We start from the raw sequence: 19,710 nt of genomic DNA on the forward strand, positions 1-19,710 counted from the left end.
TGCTTTCCGACAGTAGTAGATGTAGTTGTCAATGAGCTTGATTCGTCTGGCTTCAGGAATACAAGGGCTTACCTCTGTCAGCCCTAACCGCCTTTGCTCTGTGGAACAATCAAGCCAGATCTTTCTCGCAGAAGGGTCAGTAGGAACGCAGTAGTTATAGCCAGCAGACCCTGTGAACCCTTCAGGGCAGCGAGCGAATGCTGGAAGCCCATAAGTCGAAAGAGCTGCAACCGCACCTGCCCACACAAGGAACACCTCTTTCATTAGCAACATTTCCAGATTGCTTAGATATAGCCAGGTTTATCAGATGGAGCAGTAAAAAACTTGAGGACTTTCTCCTTATGGGGGAACTTGTCTATGCCCTACGCGCAAATGACCCTGATGCCTTCAGGTGTTGGCTGTCTGGTGGAGTGCAAGACCTAGGAGAGCCAATAGTCGAGGAGCTTTTGCTGGGCTGGATTTATTCGTTCCTGACGGTGGAAGAGCAGGACAGGCTGCTGGTTTGGACTCTGGGGGTGAGCTTTTAATTAGTGCTGCAAGGGATTCATCAAAATCTCACCAAAGCCTCCCTCTAATGGGGGAGGTGATTCGCAGCCGAGAGGTAGATTGTTGTCATGCACCCACTTACCGAGTAGATGGGGTTAGAAAATCTTCTTTCTGATTCATTTAACTTTTCAGGCGAGGAATCCCGCTATAGAAAATGCGGATGTGCTTTTTGCCAACCGAATTCTGCTCATTCAAATTTTGAGTTGGAATTGCATCAGCAGCTTAGTCTGAGTACATCTCTTGAGCTTAATTACAGAGAATTGGTTTGGGATTATCAAGGTTTGAGGCGCAATATTGGCAATAGTGAGAATGTTGAGTACAGCCTTTACGAAGGACCATGGGAATTCACAAAAACATATAACCATAGAGGGCATGAATTGGGTGCCATGTGGCACTCATTGGAGCAGCTTCAATTCATAGAAAGTGTGTTTATTAAATTAGATAGCTTGATCGATCTTGACTTTAAGAGGGTAGAAAGCGGCCAAACAGGTGATATTAGAATCTATAGGGCTTACAGAAATTCTGATTGGTCTAATCGCTTCCCTGATCCTAATAGCATCGGGGGAGGAACAATGTATGGCCAACCAGAGGGCATTGATATTGAGTGGAGAGATATGTATTCAGGAGATGCATTTAACGCATATGAAAAAACAACTATTGTTCACGAAATAGGTCACGCGCTCGGGTTGTCTCATCCTGGCGGCGTTGGGGAAAACCCAGGCTGGGATGTGTGGAATTCAATTATGTCCTACAATAATAGACCAGGTCTTAATGAAGATCCAGTTTGGTTTAGACCTCTCGATATTCAAGCGCTTCAGTCCATATGGGGTGCAGAAGATGATCAATTGGTTAGCAACCTGGTTGGCACTGCTGGCGCTGATTTTATAAGTGGCCTGATTGGTCAGGTGAATTCAGAAACGATTGATGGCAGCGATGGAAACGACACATTGCGTGGTTATGGAGGTGGTGACTACCTCATCGGTGGTAATGGCAATGACCTAATGGGTGGCAACTTCGGTCGCGACACCTTGGTTGGTGGCGCTGGCAACGATGAGATGAACGGTGGTCAGGGTGGTGACGATATGTCTGGGGGTGCTGGAGCAGACATCGTTCGTGGTGGTGCTGGCAAGAACACCATCAGCGCAGGTGCCAACGATGGGGCTACGGACCAGATCTATGTCCACGCTGATTCGGTCTTGTATGGACGCCCCACAGACGGCAGCTTTGCTGACTTGCTGAATGACCTAGGAGCTAACGATCGGATTTATATCCATGGCGTTGAAGGCAGCCAGCTGAGTTTCCAGATGGCATCACTCCCCAGTAGTGGCGAACAAGGCGTTGGCATCTTTGCCAATGGCGCCCTTGAAGCAGTCGTCACCGGCGGGCTTGGAGTGGATCAGGTCAACGCAATGACGGAAGGCGGATTCTTCTAGTCGTCTCTGGAAGGATTGTCGGGAAGCCTGATGCCTATTGAGAGCGGCTGGAAGCAATAAAAGACCCGCAAGGGGAAAGCAGGGGGCGTTGTGATTGTCGCTATCCATCTCTCGACAAAACATTTGCCCCGTCAGCAATGGCGGGATTTTTCATTGTTCACCCAGTTGAGGGATGCGAACCCCTGAATTCAGACGGAACAATCAATCGAATGGGGGAGTTGGTTTCCAGCTGAAACGGCGAGGTTTTGTTCAGAGACAAGACGATCCATGTTTGGTTTTGAACTGGCTATCGCTGCTGCTACCTGAACGCCACTAACCGTCTTCGCCTGCAAGTGGATTGCTGACGCCTGATGCCTGACCCCAAAAAGGACATCGAGCGCCTGCAGCGAGAAATTGATCATGCGCGGTCCGATGCAGATCGTGCGTTTAAGGGAGAGCCACCCAAGCCAGTTCTCCACAGACAGTCAAGCCTCGGGCTGGATGCAGTGCTCACAGGCGCGGGAATGCTCGTGGTCCTGGGGCTGTCGGTAAGCCTGGCTAGCGAACTCACCAAGGATCAGGCGACCGCACTAACGGCCGGGAGTGTTGGAGCTGCGGGCGGCCTGGTCATTGGATACAGCGTTGGCCGTAAGAGGCGTAGCTCGTGGAGTTAAGCCGCAGAAGGCTCGTTGATGGGCTCGATTCCGATTCCAAGACGCCCTGGTTTAGTGGCTAGGGAGTGGGGTTTTCCTTTTGCTTCTTCCCGTCGACCTTGTTCTTCGAGCTTGCGAAATCCGTATGTATGGCGACTTCATCCCTTGATGAAACGGCTCTAGTTCCTCTTCTCCACTGGATCCAGCTCGAACAGGACTGCTCCATCCTTGCTAAGCACCCTGGTTTTCCTGCCGATCATCCTGGCGATCCTCGTTGCTGATTCAGAGGCAAGCTCCAGCGAAGCTTCAGTCGTGTGGAGGTGCCATTCCAAAAAAGGGTTCAGTTCTTCGACTCGGAACTGTCTTTCTGACATGCCCGTCAGTCGCCCTCTATCAGGACTCTTGTAAGGGTTCCCCCTGGGAGATGGAACTGGAGTTGAGAGTCGTTTCGTCAACTCCCTCGGACTTCTGCTCTGCTCTTGTCAGTCTCTCCACCAGGCTGAGGGTGTCATTGGGAGACAACTCGCCGTCATTCCCCCACTTGAGACTCGACAGGTCTGGTGGGCACATGAGGAAAAGAGAACTGTTCTAAGGAAGCTATGGGTGCTGAGATGCCTATTGCTGCAATGCTCCCCGAAGATTCACGGAAGAAATTCTGAATTGAGTGCCTTAGTGATACCAAGAGCGCATCAGCCTCAGTGCTGACGAGCATGAGCTTCAGGGATGGAAGGGAGGAGTGGTCTGCAAGCTCTGGGCATCGATCTGGCCGATGCCAATGGGCTGACCCCTGAGGTGAGTCAACCCATGTGTTGCAAGACGATGACGTAAGCACTTTTGCTCCCTGGACGTGGGGTGCTGAGCGACTAGGTTTCGTCGGTCCTTATATCTGTAGGCGCCCTCTCGATCGCATAAGGCCCTGTGTCTGCCGCCGTTGGGAACGCCAATCGATGACTGACCGCACCTTCAGTATTTCTTGCGCACTGCGCGAAGCGCAGCTGCAGCGCCTGGAAGCCTCTCTGGCCTCCAAGGCGGCCGCCAAGCCTCAGGCGAAGACAGAGGCACCCAAAGACAAGGACGTGAACACACGCGACTGATCGCAACAGTCCGAACGCATCGCTTGATCAGAACGGCATATTGAGTGGCATCCGGTGCTTGCCGGTGTCCTCAATAGATGTGCTTTGGCGACACTGCTCTCGATCGTGTTGGGTGTTGCACTGGCGTGGGGGATCACGCGGGTGATCATTGGCCTGAGCGATCGTGCTCGCCGTCGCAAGCGTTCTGCAGAGGATTGAAGCTGCTCATCAGAGCCCGCAGCAAAAAGGGCGCATGATGTGGGGGAAGCAGATGAGCCTTGTGACGACCAAGACGAAATCCTTGTTCAGCTGGAAGTACGCGGGGATCCTGGTGGGGATGAAGCTGGGGATCGTTGCAGTTGTCCTGGGGCTATCCCGTGTGGGTCTTGTCCCCGAGTGGTTTCCGCCTTGGGGATAGTTACAAACAACCCCGGTTGGTATCGAATTTCGCTGAATCGTCTGGCCTCACTGGCTTATTTGTGTTGCGTCCCGGACTCATGCACCTAGCTCGGGACACGGACCCATGTCAGCGGCAACTGCTGGGTCCGCCTGTCTAGCGCGATTGGCTGGGCTTAGGGAGTTCGCTTCCGTCGGCGGAAAGACTCAGTGATCCAGTCGTCCAAGGGCTCAAAAGTGCGTTCTGATCATCCTCTGGGGAAGCAGGGAGGACTGACGTCGACATCCATTCATGAATGGCCTGACACTTTGGTTAAGGCGGCTCAACCAGAATGCCGACCAAGATTGAGTTGATGGAATCGAGTTTGGAGCCAATCGAAAATCTGAAAAGTTGAATAAGAATTTCACGCACGCCGTTGTGATGACATTTTCTTGTTTGTTGGCTCGTGTCGTCATCTTTTTAATCATGGTCATAGTTGTTACAGGCTGTCTTGTTGGGTCTCTTGGCTGGCTTGTCGTTTGTGATCTCGATTTTGGATCAGAGAATCGTTGATGTTTTGTTTGAGTTGGGTAGAGCCTTCAGGGTCGAAAAAAAAGAATGAATTGCTACGGCTGATGGTTCAAGCCAGTGGGTGTTTGACCTGCACCTCTTCTATTGGAGGCTCGCCCCGGGGTACCCCCGCGGCGTCACCATCCAGTCATCCTCGGCACGGCTGCTGCTGTTCCCGATCAGAACCAAGGTGAGCATGTCCACCGATTCAGGCTCTAAGCGTTCAAGGCAGGTGAGCTGATGTGATTCCTCAGCGCGGCCCAGCTGCCGCGCCAGCATCACCGGTGTGGTTGAGGGGCGGTGTTTCAGCAGGATATTTTTGGCTGCCCCCAGCTGCCAATCCCTTCCCCTGGAGCGTGGGTTGTAGAGCGCAACGACAAAATCTCCCGCTGCGGCTGCTTCCAAGCGCTGCTTGATCACAGTCCAGGGCGTAAGGCGATCGCTGAGGCTCACGCTGCAGAAGTCATGCATAAGTGGCGCTCCCGCTCTGGCGGCGGCCAGCTGGAATGCTGAAATTCCGGGATGCACAGTGAAGCTGGGTCGGTCCTGCTCGGGTTGCTGAAGCAGCAGCTCCAGAGCTAATCCCGCCATTCCATAGATCCCGCTATCTCCAGAGGAGATGAGAGCAACCTTGGCGCCCTGTTGTGCCAAGCGCAGTGCTTCGGCACAGCGGTCCCATTCCCGGGTGAGCTGACCGTCGAACCGAATTTGATCCGGACGTCTTAGGGGCTCCAGCAGATCGAGGTAGAGGCTGTACCCAACCCATGCGCAGCATCGCGATAGGGCCGATTTGGCGTCTCCGCTGAGCAGGGATAGATCTCCGGGACCACTGCCGACGAGGTGCAGTTCGCCCCGACCCGGTGCGTGGGGTAGCGGAGCTTCGGCAATGGCCACCGTGACGGCGCCCTGTTCTCCCGGAGCGGGATGGCTGATTTGCTTTGGCTGGATCAGAACACCTTTGTCGCCTGCAGCCAGCAACGCCGCTGCTTCTGACACTGAAGCTGTTCCCATTTCCCTGCGCACGACCTCGGAGGGGTTCGGCACGTCAATGGAGGCCAGCGTCTGCTCTGCAAAGGTTCGGAACGGCCATGCCCTGGTCTGGCTCAGTTGTTGCAAGGCTGGTTCATCGGATTTCCGCTCTGCGCTGGCGATGCCGGCGACAGCCTCCTTCGCCAGCCCGGCTGTTGCTAAAGCCTCGGTAATGGCCTTTTCGACCAGGGACAGACTGGTGTTGCGCTCGCAGCCGATGCCGATCCAGAGCGTTGCTGGATGCCATTGGCAATCACCCTGAAGGCGCGCTCCGATCGCAAGGTCAGCGGCCTCTGACGCCACTTTTTCGAGCAAGTGCTGGCTTTCGGGGCATTGCCAGGCGGAACATCCACTGTTCTGGTGAATGCTGATGCTGAATCCCTGGGCTTGCCGCACCATCAGAGTGCGCCAACCCGCCACCGACCCCCTGCGTCTCCAGCCCCAGCCTTCACCAAAGGCATCCAGGGGGAGACGTCCTTCATGGGCGCAGGCGCCAGTGATCACGGCCTGCCCTCCCAGATCCATGGCGATCTCCCGCGCGCGTTGTTCAGCACCTGCGGAATGGCCTCCCAGCAGCGGGATGATGAAATCCCCTTTCGGGTCGAGAACCAGAACGGCCGGATCCTGCTCCTTGCTTTGGATCCGCGGTGCGATAAGGCGTGTCACCGCGCCCACGGCACCCACAATCAGCACGACGTTCTGCGCCATCCAGTGCTCATCAAGAGCAGTATTGATGTTTTGATCGGCCGCCTTGATCCGGTCAATGTGGCCGCGCAGCAGCAATCGCTCCAAGAGCGGCATGGCGCTGGGGGAGAGTCCTAGGCCCAGAGCAGGTACGTCGGGTGTTGGGTTCAGGGCAGGGAATCCGGGTCAGGGCTTGCGCAAGCGGCCATCACTGTTGAGCAGCTCACGCGCTGATCCTCCCAGGCTGCTGCTCGGCATCAGCTTGGCTTCTGTCTTGGCCTGCTGTTCGAGCGATTCGGTTGGCTTTTCCGCAACCGGTGGATTGTTCTCGCTGGTGTTCATTGGAAGATCGTTGTCAGCGGGCTGCTCCTTGGTCGGTGTTGGCTGGCTGGCCTCTGCCGTGGCTTGGTCCTGAGCCAGGGGCGACTGTGGGGTCTCGTGATCGCTGTTCTCGGGGGCGATGGGATCGGTCTCTGTCTCTGCTTCTGTCTCTGTCTCGGCCTCGATCTCGACTGGCGCCAGTTGTGGTGGCTGTTCTGCTTTCTGTGGAGCCTCTTTCGGTTGTTCGACCGTTGTTTCCGGCATCTCTGGCTCAGGTGATCCGCTTAAGCGGGCGAGTTGGCTCTCATTGAGGCGCGATCGCATCCAGCCCGGCTTGGGACCTGATGGAGCCTTCAGGTGAACCAGCTGATTGTTGAACACGGGTGTGATCGGCTCGCCCAGCTCATTCAGAAGTTCCATCTGAATGTCGTGACTGCTTGCGCCATTGGATCCTTTGAGCCACAGGGCCTCCTGGTGATCAACCAGAAAGCTGTCTCCATCAATGCTGATGCGTAGACGCCAGCGTCCATCCCCCTCACGCAGGTTTTGGAGCGGAGCATTCCAAAGGAGCCAGTCCACCAGAAGTGGTTGCAGGCCTTGTTCTCCAGCGGGTGGAACAGGAACCAGCCAGGGTGAATCCCGGTCGGGTTGCGTGCCCTGAAGTTTTTGCCAGAGGTGGACGCGGCCCTGGATGGAGGCCCCTGGTGACTGAACGGCCTCCCCCCAGGGATAAGCAGCCCATGCGCTGAACCGGTGACTGCCCGCTTCCAGATCGTCAATGCGGACCGTCAGGCGGTTGCCATCGCTATCGCTCAGCCGTAGGGGAGAACGGTCATCGATCTGGATGGCGATGTGGGGGCCCAGACCCAGTTCGGGGTCGTTGTTCAGGGGCCAGTCATCGATCTCGAAACTCAGCTCAAGCTCTTTCGTCGCCACGATGGTGTCGTTGCTTGGATTCACCAACCGCAGGGATGGACGGTGCCGTTGCAGCTCCTGCCGCAGCTGTTGCACCGCCCCTGGTGGGGCAACCTCCTGGAGCTTCCCGCTGGGGGTCGAGCTCGATAGGGGCTTCGCTCCGGTGCCGACATCGCGGTTGAAGAATCCAGGTCGTGCATGAACTGGCAATCCGGCGCTCAGCAGCACCACAGCTGTCAGCAGAACAGCCCATATCGACTTCAGGCCAGGGCGAAGCATTGGGCATGAACAGATCTGATCATTCTGAACAATCAGCCCTTCAATGTCACAGTTTTAGTTATTTAAGGAGAATATTTGCGGGAAATTGTAATGCTTACTGGTTGAGATCTTCATTGTTTGACTGATTCTCGGCCTTCTGCAGACGCCTGTCGCTGACTGGCCCGCCATGGGATTGAACCTTTGTAACTCAGTTCCCTTTAACCCCCACCTCCGCACCTATGCTTCCGCCAGCGGTCCCCTCTGTGGGGCCCCAGCTTCAGTGCAGTCAAGGGGTTTCGGCTCCCTGCCTCACTGACGCCCTGACGCTGATTCCCTGTGGATTGGTGTCCGGGGCCCCGGTGGATTCCGATTCGCCGGAGGGGTGGCCCACCACCTCGAATCCCGTCCCTCGAGGAACGACTCGATGACCATCAGCCCACCAGAGCGTGGGAGTGACGCGAAGAGCCAGGTCGAGAAGGTTGACAATCCTGCAACCTTTGAATTGTTCGGTAAACCCGGACATTTCGACCGCGCCCTCGCGAAAGGTCCCAAAACCACCACCTGGGTTTGGAACCTTCACGCCAACGCTCACGACTTCGACGCTCACACGAGCGACCTGCAAGAGGTCTCTCGGCGGATTTTTTCCGCGCATTTCGGCCACCTGGCCGTCATCTTCATCTGGCTCAGCGGTGCCTTCTTCCACGGCGCACGCTTCTCCAACTATTCCGGTTGGCTTGCCGACCCCACCCATGTGAAGCCAAGCGCCCAGCAGGTCTGGGCTGTCTTTGGCCAAGACATCCTCAATGGAGACATGGGTGCCGGGTTCCAAGGCATCCAAATCACCTCAGGCCTCTTCCAGATGTGGCGGGCCTGGGGCATCACCAGTGAAACCCAGCTCATGGCTTTGGCCATCGGTGCTCTGGTGATGGCCGGCCTGATGCTCAACGCTGGTGTTTTCCACTACCACAAGGCAGCGCCAAAGCTGGAGTGGTTCCAGAACGTTGAGTCGATGCTGAACCACCACCTGGCAGGTCTGCTGGGTCTCGGTTCACTGTCATGGGCAGGCCACCTGATCCACGTCTCGGCTCCTGTCACCAAGTTGATGGATGCCATTGATGCCGGCCAGCCGCTGGTTCTCAATGGCAAGACCATCGCTTCGGCTGCAGACATTCCGCTGCCGCACGAATTCTTCAACCAGGATCTGCTGGCTCAGCTGTACCCCGGGTTCAGCGCCGGTGTCGGTGCCTTCTTCTCCGGTAACTGGGCTGCCTACAGCGATTTCCTCACCTTCAAAGGTGGTCTAAATCCTGTAACGGGAAGCCTTTGGATGACGGATATCGCCCATCACCATGTGGCGATCGCCGTGATGTTCATCGTTGCCGGTCACATGTACCGGACCAACTGGGGCATCGGTCACTCCATCAAGGAGATCCACGAAGGCCAGAAGGGCGATCCCCTGCTGTTCCCTGCCACCAATGGTCACGACGGACTTTATGAGTTCATGACCACTTCCTGGCATGCCCAGCTGGCGGTCAACCTGGCCATCGGCGGCTCAGTGAGCATCATCGTGGCTCAGCACATGTACGCGATGCCTCCGTATCCGTACCAAGCGATCGACTATCCGACCCAGATTGGTCTCTTCACACACCACATTTGGATCGGCGGTTTCCTGATCGTTGGCGCCGGCGCTCACGCTGCCATTGCCATGGTGCGCGACTACGACCCCGCGAAGCACATCGACAACGTGCTCGATCGGGTTCTCAAGGCTCGCGACGCGATCATTAGTCACCTCAACTGGGTCTGCATCTGGCTCGGAGCCCACAGCTTCGGCCTGTATGTCCACAACGACACCATGCGTGCCTTGGGTCGTCCCCAGGACATGTTCAGCGATTCGGCCATCTCGATTCAGCCGATCTTTGCTCAGTGGATTCAAAACGTGCACGCCGCAGCTGCCGGTAGCACCGCTCCTAATGCCCTCGCGGGTGTGAGTGAAGTGTTCAACGGCTCGGTGGTCGCCGTCGGCGGCAAAGTCGCCGCGGCTCCCATGCCGCTCGGCACTGCCGACTTCATGGTCCACCACATTCACGCCTTCACGATTCACGTGACGGTGCTGATCCTGCTGAAGGGTGTCTTGTACGCCCGCAGCTCCCGTCTCATCCCTGATAAGGCCAACCTGGGCTTCCGCTTCTCCTGCGATGGTCCTGGTCGTGGTGGTACTTGCCAGGTCTCCGCTTGGGACCACGTGTTCCTGGGCCTGTTCTGGATGTACAACTCCCTGTCAATCGTGATCTTCCACTTCTCCTGGAAGATGCAGAGCGACATCTGGGGAACGGTGAATGCCGACGGCTCCGTCGCGCACATCACCAATGGCAACTTTGCTCAAAGTGCCATCACCATCAATGGCTGGCTGCGTGACTATCTGTGGGCTCAGGCCGTTCAGGTGATCAACAGCTATGGCTCGAACACGGCTGCCTACGGAATCATGTTCCTCGGCGCTCACTTCGTGTTCGCCTTCAGCCTGATGTTCCTCTTCAGTGGCCGCGGCTACTGGCAGGAGCTGATCGAGTCCATCGTTTGGGCTCACAACAAGCTGAAGGTGGCTCCCGCCATCCAGCCCCGTGCTCTTTCCATCATCCAAGGCCGTGCCGTGGGTGTTGCCCATTACCTCTTGGGCGGAATTGCGACCACGTGGGCCTTCTTCCACGCCCACATTCTTGTGGTCGGCTGACCTCACCTGACCTCTCCCTCTAATGGCAACGAAATTTCCTTCGTTCAGCCAGGGTCTGGCCCAGGACCCGACAACCCGCCGTATTTGGTACGGGATCGCCACGGCTCACGACTTCGAGAGCCATGACGGAATGACGGAGGAGCGCCTCTATCAGAAGCTCTTCTCCACCCATTTCGGTCACCTCGCGATCATCGGCCTGTGGGTTTCGGGAAACCTGTTCCACATCGCCTGGCAGGGCAACTTCGAGCAGTGGGTCGCCGACCCCCTGCACGTGCGCCCCATCGCTCACGCAATCTGGGATCCCCACTTCGGTCAAGGCGCCATTGACGCCTTCACCCAGGCGGGTGCTTCCTCCCCGGTGAACATCGCCTACTCAGGCCTGTATCACTGGTTCTACACAATCGGCATGACGACGAATGCCGAGCTGTATCAGGGTTCCATCTTCATGATGATCCTGTCGGCTTGGGCCCTCTTCGCCGGCTGGCTGCATCTGCAGCCCAAGTTCCGTCCTTCCCTGGCCTGGTTCAAAAACGCTGAATCGCGTCTGAACCACCATCTGGCTGTTCTGTTCGGCTTCAGTTCCATCGCGTGGACCGGTCACCTGGTTCACGTTGCGATCCCCGAAGCCCGCGGTCAGCACGTTGGATGGGACAACTTCCTCAACGTTCTGCCTCACCCCGCCGGTCTTGGACCCTTCTTCACCGGTAACTGGGGTGTGTATGCCGAAAATCCCGATTCTCTGAATCAGGTCTTTGGTAGTTCCGAAGGTGCCGGCACCGCCATCCTCACCTTCCTTGGTGGCTTCCACCCTCAGACAGAAGCTCTCTGGCTGACGGACATCGCCCACCACCACCTGGCTATCGGTTGCATCTTCGTGATCGCCGGCCACATGTACCGGACCAACTTCGGTATCGGTCACTCCATCAAGGAGATCCTTGAAACCCACAACCCTCCCCAGGGCACTCCTGGTGATCTGGGTGCGGGCCACAAAGGTCTCTACGACACCATCAACAACAGCCTGCACTTCCAGCTTGGTTTGGCTCTCGCCTCCCTTGGCGTGATCACCAGCCTCGTTGCGCAGCACATGTACTCGATGCCGTCGTATGCCTTCATCGCGAAGGACTACACAACCCAGGCAGCCCTGTACACCCATCACCAGTACATCGCCATTGCGCTGATGTGTGGTGCCTTTGCTCACGGTGCGATCTTCTTCATCCGTGACTACGACCCCGAAGCCAATAAGGACAACGTCCTGGCTCGGATGCTCGAGCACAAAGAAGCGATCATCAGTCACCTGAGCTGGGTCTCCCTGTTCCTCGGATTCCACACCCTGGGTCTCTACGTCCACAACGATGTGGTCGTTGCCTTCGGTACCCCCGAGAAGCAGATTCTGGTTGAGCCCGTTTTCGCCCAGTTCGTACAGGCCGCCTCTGGCAAGGCCATGTATGGAATGGACGTGCTGCTCTCCAATGCCTCCAGCTCCGCCAGCCTTGCGTCCCAGAACATTCCTGGCGATCACTACTGGCTTGATGCCATCAACGGCAACACCGATGTCTTCCTGCCGATCGGCCCTGGTGACTTCCTTGTTCACCATGCCATCGCTTTGGGTCTGCACACCACCACCCTCATCCTCGTGAAGGGTGCCCTGGATGCTCGCGGCTCCAAGCTGATGCCCGATAAGAAGGATTTCGGCTACTCCTTCCCCTGCGACGGCCCCGGCCGTGGCGGTACCTGCGACATCTCTGCCTGGGACGCCTTCTATCTGGCAGTCTTCTGGGCCCTGAACACCGTGGGTTGGCTGACCTTCTACTGGCACTGGAAGCACCTGGCGATCTGGTCTGGCAACGTGGCTCAGTTCAACGAATCCAGCACCTACCTGATGGGTTGGTTCCGTGACTACCTGTGGCTCAACTCCTCCCAGCTGATTAACGGTTACAACCCGTTTGGAAGCAACAACCTGGCCGTCTGGGCCTGGATGTTCCTCTTCGGTCACCTGGTATGGGCTACCGGTTTCATGTTCCTGATCTCCTGGCGGGGTTACTGGCAGGAACTGATCGAGACCATTGTCTGGGCACACCAGCGCAGCCCCATCGCCAACATGATGGGTTACCGCGACAAGCCTGTGGCTCTCTCCATCGTTCAGGCTCGTGTTGTTGGTCTCGCCCACTTCACGGTCGGCTATGTGCTGACGTACGCAGCCTTCCTGATAGCTTCGACTTCAGGAAAGTTCGGTTGATTCTTTCCTGATTCAACCGGCGACGAGTCGTTCCTCGTTTCACTTATCCCCATCCGGTGATCCGGGTGGGGATTTTTCTTGTGGGAATCTCATTCAGTAGGACTTTGGTGACTGATCATCATCTGATTAGTGATAGTTGGCTAACTTGCATGAATTCTTTTTTGGTTCGCATCTGATCCCTAAAACTGCGCCATCGTCTGTTCTGTTGCCCTGTTGCGACCGGTTATTCAGCAGTGCGGAGGACTGTGCGCGGTTGTGGAGGCAGCTTGGCTGTGATTACAACATCGTTCAGGTGTCGCAAGGCCCCCTTCGTGGACGTCTAAGGGTCGACCATCAGGATGGAATCCTGCTTGTTTCGATGCAAGCAGATCAGGCGTTGTTGGTGGAGGGCACACGTCACCCTCGCTGGTTGCCATTCACGATTGAACATACGGACAACTACAGCGACCACCGTCATTTTGGTGAGTCGTTGGCTCCGAATGCCCTGGCTGGATTCAACACCAAGATGAAGGAGACATTGATGAGAACGTCTCCAGGTGGCAATCGGATTGCAGCTGCTCTTGTCGATCGTCGTCGCATTGACACCTGGGTCGAACTGATGGGTCCATCCGAGATTGCCAATCGAATGGAGCACAACAACACAGCCATTCTTCCCCCAATGGTTCATCGCAAGTTGCGTCAGTTGATGGTGCTTCCCGCCTGGCAGGGTGCTGATGTGCCACAGCCTTTCCAGGCTGACTTCCTGGAAGCGCAGCTGATCGAGTCTCTTTCGCCAGAGACTTCAGCTCTTCTGCAGCCTGTGCAAAAAAACCATCACACTGATCTTGTGCAGGAGTTGGTTCGCTTTTCCTTTCGATCGAGCATGACGCCCATCTCACTGAGTTCGGTGTGTCAAATGCTGTTCACCACCAAGACAACCCTCACCGTGAGTTGTCGTGAAATGTTTGGTTATGGCCCGATGGCATTGATGCGTCGTATTCGGTTGCAGCAAGTGCACGAAGTGCTGTCCAATCCTGATCTCCAGCAACGGTTGGGTTGTTACACCGTCCAGCAGACCGCCGAGCATTTTGGCTTTGCCAGTCGGAATCACTTAGCAAGTGCCTATCGAGATCTCTTCGCGGAGACTCCGCGCACAACCTTGTTGGCGTCCCGCTGAAAGGTCAAGGGAACTTGCGTTGAACTTTTTCTGTCCTTTTGGTCCTGGCTCTGCCTAGCCTCTGCTGTCGGATCAAGACCAGGCTGATCGTGGATGAATGGGAGCTTCTGCTGCGGAACGTTGGTGAGTGGCGCGGCTGGTTCGACACCATGGACCGATCGTTGCAACGAACCAAACGTCAGCCATCTCTGCTCACGCTTCAACCGGCGCTCTCCGGGATCGCTCTTCATCTGACGTTGCTGTTCTGGCCGGAGGGGTCGGGATCTCTCCTGCAAACTCCCGCCGGCGAGCCTGAAAAACGGATTGTTCAAAGCTTCATGCGCGTTGATCCCGATATGGGTGTCTTCGCTACGGGCAGCTTTTCCAGAGGCACGCTGCAGCGTTCCAACTGGAGCACGCTCTATGCCGAATTCGGTTTTTTGCACAACGAACGGCGCCATCGCCTGGTTCTGCTTTGGGACAGTGCAGGGCAGTTGGATCGGATCGTTTTGATCCGAGAGTTCCTTGTCGGGAGTTCAGCGGTCGAGTGTCCACCCTTGGAGGCCAATCAACTTATGGGGGACTGGGGTTGCGATATCAACTCCCCAGGAGATGGCCTTCGGCTTGAAGCGGACGATCTTGAGCAGTGGGTCTTCTTGCCCGACGGAGGTGCGTTTCTGGCGCCGCTGCAGATTGATCCCAACCAGACGTTCAGCATCGAAGCGCTTTGGTTGTCGAGTCCGACGCGTCTCGAGCGAATTGCGCGTCGTTATGCAATCAACGGTGCGCTGACGTCGGTGGATCATCAGCTGCTTACCCGTTGACCTCTTCCCCCTTAGGGGGTGTTGCTCAATGACTCTCGTTCACCCCGTCTTTGATTGCTGAAAGCAATGTCGAGCGTGCGGAGGTAGGTGTGCAGTCCTGCATCCTGGATCGGCAGCACATAGGCGTCTGCGCCGGACTCATTGTGGTGTGAGTGCCAGTAGCCCGGGGGTGTCACGAAGGCTGCACCGGTCACCCAGTCTTCCCGGTGACCATTGCGGATCATTCCGTTGGCGTCCAGTTCGGTGCCAATCATCGTGTAGCACCCCGGTTGGCAGGCCACCGCAAAATCAAGAGCGATCGACTGGTGTCGATGCGGGCGTTGGATCTGACCTGCGGGGAGAATTCCCAACATGGCCCACAGGGTGTGAGTGACGGTTCGTGTCTGAGGAAATGCGTCGTTGCCTAACAGCACACTCACCCGATTGGCGTTGGCTCCTCGAGGATTTTTGGCGATGGCATCCAGCTCAGCGCGAGCATCTTGATGGCTGTAAAAGCAGGGTTGAAACACCGGCTTCACGGTGGTCACGCCCAGATAACGAAGCAGGGGGGCATCGTGCACCCAGTAGAGGCCGGCGCGAGTCTCGCTGCTGTGGATGGCATCCCCGCCTGCCGGAAGGACGAACGTATCTCCTGCGCTCCAGTGAAAAACCTGACCACAGGCTTCGGTTTGCCCACGGCCTCGGGCAACGAAGAACAGTTGACTTGTTGCATCCGCATTGGTGCGGAGTGCTCCTTGATCCAGTCGAATGAAATTGCCGCAGAGGGATGGACCGGTGGCCGGGCCCTCGCAGTGCAAGTCGGCACTCAAATCAAGAGATTGAAGGGCCGTCCCGGTCTCATCAAAGAAACTGGCTGAAAAGCTCCGGTAGGGGATCGTGCTGATCAGCCCCTGCTGCAGGGGATTGGCCGCTGAGGCGTAGTCGAAGAACTGCGCCTGGGAACTGGTTGCCGTCGTTGCCCGCGGGGTGATGGTCATCGTTCCTTCCAGCAGCAGAACCATTGGATCGAGGCAGCACCCTACGCGGTGGGCATTCGATCGCGTTTCAACAGCAGGTAGACGGCAGGGACTGCAAATAGGGACAGCAAAGAGGCCACTAGCAGTCCACTGAAGACCACGGTGCCGATGCTGATACGGCTGGCGGCTCCCGTGCCCCGGGCGAGCAGAAGAGGCAGGAAACCCGCCAAGGATGTGACCGCTGTCAGCAGGATTGGGCGCATCCGGTTCACGGCAGCGTCGATCACGGCTTGGCGCAGTTCCAGGCCTGCTGCAAGCCGTTGGTTGGCGAATTCCACGATCAAAATTCCGTTCTTGGCCGCCAGGCTCACCAGCACCAGGAGTCCCATCTGGCCGTAGACATCCAGCGGAAGGCCCCGCAATTTCAAGCCGATCAGAGCTCCGAGCAGAGCCATCGGCACCGTCAGCAGAATGATCAACGGGTCGACGAAACTCTCGTAGAGCGCGGCCAGAAGCAGATACACCACAGTCACACCAAGGGCGAACAGCACCCAGGTCACCTGCGCAGCCCTTTGTTCTTCCAACGCAAGGCCTGTGAAGGCCAACCCGATGTTGCTGCCTCCAATCCGATCTCCTGCCTGGTTTAGAGCGTTGATGGCTTCACCGCTGCTGACCATTGGAGCGGGGATGGCGGTGATGCGGATCGCCCGGTTGAGTCCGAAATGGCGAATGTTGTTGACGCCCTCCTCCCGGCTCAAGCTGGCCACTGTTGCTACGGACACAAGCTCACCGCTGCGATTCCGCACCATTAGGCCGGTGAGATCTTCGGGGCGACGTCGCTCGCGGCCATCCAGCTGCAGAACAATCGAGCGGATCCGACCGCCGTCGAAGGTGTCGTCGATGTAGCGGCCACCGAAGGCTGTGCCGATTTCCCGCAGTGTTGCGCCGTAGTCGAGGTCGAGAGCGGCCAGTTGGTCGCGATCGAGCTCCAGGCGCCAGCGGGGGAAACTGGCATCAAAGCGGGTGCTCACCCGTTCAAAGCTTTCTGTTGCTTGAGCCGTTTGGATGAACTCTTGGGCGACTCGGCCGAATTGCTCCAGGCTTAATTGGCCGCCGCTGCGGTCCAGCAGTTCAAGAGAGAGTCCTGATTCACTGCTGAAGCCCCGCACTGCCGGAGGGGTAATCAGCACGACCCTGGCATCGCCGACCCGTTGCTGAATCTCGCGGTTGAGTCGGCGTTTGATGGCGCCACTGCTCTGCTCAACGCCGGGCCGATCCTTCAGGGCTTGCAGTCGCAGGTAAAAGGACCCTCGGTCTTCTCCGCTCTGTCCGAACGAACTGCCGGCATAAAAGTTGCCGGTGCGCACCAGCGGTTCTTCGCTGACGACGCGCCGGATGTCGTCCATCACGGCCACGCTGCGCTCGAGGCTGGCGCCGTCGGGAAGGGTGAAGTAGCCGCGGATCTGACCTTGGTCGTCATCGGGAATGAAAGCTGTCGGCATCACCGCCAACCCTGAGGCTGTGATGACAAGGCCGCTCAGCAGCACACAGGCGATGAGCCGCTTTCGCTGCAGCCAGTGCTCGAGGTGCTTCGCGTATTGGCATTGCAGTGTTTGCATTCCCTCCCGAAGCCAGCGGCTGAGCTTGCCGATGGCCCCAGGAAGACGGCCACCACCTGGACCCAACACACGGGCGCAGGCCATCGGGGTGAAGCTGAGCGCATTCAAGGTGGAGAACAGAATCGCTCCGCTGATGGCCAGGGCGATGGGTTGATAAAGGCGTCCAATCGATCCAGGAATGAGCAGCACGGGAAGGAACACGGCTGCCAACACCAATGAGGTGGCCACAACAGCAGTCGCCAGCTCAGCCATTGCGTCTTCCGCCGCCTGTTCGGGGGGGGTGCCCTGTTCGATGCGTCCGGCGATGTCTTCGCTTACGACGATGGCGTCATCCACAACGATCCCGGTGGCCAGCACCAGCCCAAACAGGATCAGGCTGTTGAGGTTGGAACCGCTCAGTTTCACAAGGCTGAGGCTTCCCACCAGCGCCACCGGAACGGCAAGGCCCGGGATCAGGGCGAGGCGCCATCGGCCCAAAAACAGCACCAGCACGACCAGCACCAGCAGCACGGCATCGCGCAATGTGATGAAGGTGCGATCGAGGTTGGCCTCAACCGTGTCGGCCACATCAACGATCATCGAAAGCTCGATGCCCGGCGGGAAGCTCGGTCCCAACTGCTGCAACTTGCGCTTGATCGCCCTGCTCACCTCCAGGGCATTGGCCCCGTCACGCTGGTAGATCCCCACGGCGACGGAGCGCTCCCCGTCCAAATTCATGGCCTCTCGTCCGTAGTTGCGCTGTCCGAGGGCAACCCGTCCCACATCCTTCAGTCGCAGCAGCCCGCCGTTGTCCAGCCGGCGCAACACGAGATTCTCGAAATCCGACCTGCTGCGGAGGCGCCCCTCCGCTTCTACCGGAAGGCTCAGCAGCTGGCCCGATGGAACAGGGGCCGCGCCAATGCTGCCAACGGCAGCCAATACATTCTGTTCAGCCAGGGCTCGGCTGACATCGCCAAGGGTCAGGTTGGTTTGTTCGAGGCGTTGCGGATCCAGCCACAGGCGAAAGGAGAGTTCACTGCTGCCGAAGATCTGCACATCGCCGATGCCTGGTGTGGTGAGCAGTGCGTCGCGCAGGGTCTGGTCCAGCCAACCTGTGAGAAAAGTCGGGACGTATTGATCGGGTGGGTGGCTGAACCCCAAGATCATCAACAGGTCTTCCGAGGAGCGACGCACCTGGAGTCCCTGGCGCGTCACCGCTTGAGGCAACCGGCGGCTGGCGAGGTTGACCTCGTTCTGCACCTTGATGGCATTCAGCTCGGGATCTCCCGCGTTGAATCGCAACGAGATGCTGGCGCCGCCTTGCCTGCTGGTTGAGCTGATGCTTTCGACCCCTTCAAGGCCATTCAGCTGTTGTTCCAACACCCGTGTCACGCTCTGCTCCACCACCTCCGGCGAAGCTGCAGGGAAGCTGGCGTTAACGCTGACGCGGGTGGGCGCGAGTGGCGGAAGATCCTCGAGCCCCAGGCCGAACAGCGCTGTGCAGCCCGCCAGAAGGATCAGCAGGCTGCAGACGACCGTAAGGACCGGCCGTCGGAGAAACGGCTGGGAGATCGACCGCACCTGGACGTCTCAAAAGTGTGTGGATCTTGGCAGGAAAAATCCCCCGATTGCCTGCGGGGCAAGCAACCGGGGGATTAATGGTTTGGGTGAAGGGCTCGGGTGAATGAATTCAGCCGACGCTCCAGACACCAGCAGCGATCTTGAACAGATCCTGAACGTGAACGGTGTTGCAGAGGAACCAGGCAAAAACGGCGCCGCCGCAGCCACCAAGCCAGAACCCACTGGTGAAGTCGGACCAACCTGTGCGGGTGAAGAGGTCGGCGGGAGGATTCTCAACCGTGACGTCTGCCGGGGGGATGTTGGGTTGCTTGCCGGGCTGGTTGTACAGCAAGAACAGCAGGCTGAGGATGTGAACAGCACCAATCGCGGCCAGCAGACCGGCGGTTTGCTGATACTCGGTGGCACGCAAAGGGCCACAGATGGTGAATGGTCCGAAGAGCAGATAACCGAAAGCTGCGCCCGTTTCCAGGCCACGGAAGTTCGGGGAAATCCCAGGGCGGTACAGGGGCAGGTTGTTGATCAGTCCCTTGATGAAATAACCGCTGTTGACGGGGGTCGCAAGATTGCCGACGCAGGGATCAGCAGCAGGAGTGACAGTCATGAGTTACGAGTGCTGAGGGGTTGAAACGATCCGCAGTTCGCGGTCACTCGGCAGCGGTGATCACTCGACCAACAAGGACGATGAACACTGCGGGAAAAACGATTCCGGTGATGGGCACAAAAATCGCAGGCAGCCAGGCAGCAGCGAAATCTCCAGTCATGTCGAGGCCAAAAGCTTCGCAGCTACTGTAAGGAGGTCCGATCTGACGGCCTGC

At 57.5% G+C, this 19,710-nt stretch carries 15 protein-coding genes; 9 read left to right on the forward strand and 6 right to left on the reverse strand.

What is annotated here, in order from left to right:
* Positions 1-197 precede the first annotated feature (197 nt).
* From NCN06_RS05165 to NCN06_RS05185, 5 genes are all read left to right on the forward strand, one after another.
* The gene (locus NCN06_RS05165) at positions 198-527 is read left to right on the forward strand and encodes a hypothetical protein (RefSeq protein WP_250398720.1); all 330 of its coding nucleotides are present in this window, start codon (positions 198-200) and stop codon (positions 525-527) included.
* Between the two features lie 108 nt (positions 528-635).
* The gene (locus tag NCN06_RS05170; protein ID WP_226398166.1) at positions 636-1,979 is read left to right on the forward strand and encodes a hypothetical protein; all 1,344 of its coding nucleotides are present in this window, start codon (positions 636-638) and stop codon (positions 1,977-1,979) included.
* Positions 1,980-2,329: 350 nt separating this feature from the next.
* Positions 2,330-2,632, forward strand: a complete 303-nt coding sequence (locus tag NCN06_RS05175; RefSeq protein ID WP_226398167.1) for a hypothetical protein — start codon at positions 2,330-2,332, stop codon at positions 2,630-2,632.
* Between the two features lie 926 nt (positions 2,633-3,558).
* Positions 3,559-3,705, forward strand: a complete 147-nt coding sequence (locus NCN06_RS05180) for a hypothetical protein (protein WP_226398168.1) — start codon at positions 3,559-3,561, stop codon at positions 3,703-3,705.
* A 54-nt stretch (positions 3,706-3,759) separates the two neighbouring features.
* A complete protein-coding gene (locus NCN06_RS05185) occupies positions 3,760-3,903 on the forward strand; it encodes a hypothetical protein (RefSeq protein ID WP_226398169.1) in 144 nt (47 codons plus the stop codon).
* Positions 3,904-4,732: 829 nt separating this feature from the next.
* On the opposite strand, the gene cobJ is transcribed toward NCN06_RS05185, so the two are convergent.
* Both cobJ and NCN06_RS05195 read right to left on the reverse strand, forming a co-directional pair.
* Positions 4,733-6,460, reverse strand: a complete 1,728-nt coding sequence (cobJ, locus tag NCN06_RS05190) for a precorrin-3B C(17)-methyltransferase (RefSeq protein ID WP_226398170.1) — start codon at positions 6,458-6,460, stop codon at positions 4,733-4,735.
* Positions 6,461-6,529: 69 nt separating this feature from the next.
* Positions 6,530-7,858, reverse strand: a complete 1,329-nt coding sequence (locus tag NCN06_RS05195) for a hypothetical protein (RefSeq protein WP_226398171.1) — start codon at positions 7,856-7,858, stop codon at positions 6,530-6,532.
* Between the two features lie 403 nt (positions 7,859-8,261).
* On the opposite strand from NCN06_RS05195, the gene psaA reads away from it, so the two are divergent.
* From psaA to NCN06_RS05215, 4 genes are all read left to right on the forward strand, one after another.
* On the forward strand, positions 8,262-10,565 hold the full coding sequence (psaA, locus tag NCN06_RS05200) for a photosystem I core protein PsaA (protein WP_166017663.1): 2,304 nt from the start codon (positions 8,262-8,264) through the stop codon (positions 10,563-10,565).
* A gap of 22 nt (positions 10,566-10,587) precedes the next feature.
* Positions 10,588-12,801 carry a photosystem I core protein PsaB gene (gene psaB, locus NCN06_RS05205; protein ID WP_166017519.1) on the forward strand — a complete coding sequence of 738 codons (2,214 nt, stop codon included), beginning with the start codon at positions 10,588-10,590 and terminating at the stop codon, positions 12,799-12,801.
* A 358-nt stretch (positions 12,802-13,159) separates the two neighbouring features.
* Positions 13,160-13,957, forward strand: coding sequence for a helix-turn-helix domain-containing protein (locus NCN06_RS05210; RefSeq protein WP_250398721.1), 798 nt, complete (start codon positions 13,160-13,162; stop codon positions 13,955-13,957).
* 89 nt (positions 13,958-14,046) lie between these two features.
* Positions 14,047-14,760, forward strand: coding sequence for a DUF3598 family protein (locus tag NCN06_RS05215; RefSeq protein WP_226398173.1), 714 nt, complete (start codon positions 14,047-14,049; stop codon positions 14,758-14,760).
* An 11-nt stretch (positions 14,761-14,771) separates the two neighbouring features.
* Here the strand turns inward: NCN06_RS05215 and NCN06_RS05220 are convergent, their stop codons facing one another.
* The 4 genes from NCN06_RS05220 to NCN06_RS05235 form a co-directional block, all read right to left on the reverse strand.
* Complete coding sequence (locus tag NCN06_RS05220; protein WP_226398174.1) at positions 14,772-15,761, reverse strand: cupin domain-containing protein; 990 nt, start codon at positions 15,759-15,761, stop codon at positions 14,772-14,774.
* Positions 15,762-15,778: 17 nt separating this feature from the next.
* Complete coding sequence (locus NCN06_RS05225; protein ID WP_226398175.1) at positions 15,779-18,895, reverse strand: efflux RND transporter permease subunit; 3,117 nt, start codon at positions 18,893-18,895, stop codon at positions 15,779-15,781.
* 109 nt (positions 18,896-19,004) lie between these two features.
* On the reverse strand, positions 19,005-19,496 hold the full coding sequence (locus tag NCN06_RS05230) for a photosystem I reaction center protein subunit XI (protein WP_115022755.1): 492 nt from the start codon (positions 19,494-19,496) through the stop codon (positions 19,005-19,007).
* A gap of 43 nt (positions 19,497-19,539) precedes the next feature.
* A complete protein-coding gene (locus NCN06_RS05235; RefSeq protein ID WP_006851672.1) occupies positions 19,540-19,656 on the reverse strand; it encodes a photosystem I reaction center subunit VIII in 117 nt (38 codons plus the stop codon).
* Between the last annotated feature and the right edge of the window lie 54 nt (positions 19,657-19,710).

The organism is Synechococcus sp. MU1648 (genome assembly GCF_023630615.1).
Taxonomy (GTDB): domain Bacteria; phylum Cyanobacteriota; class Cyanobacteriia; order PCC-6307; family Cyanobiaceae; genus Parasynechococcus.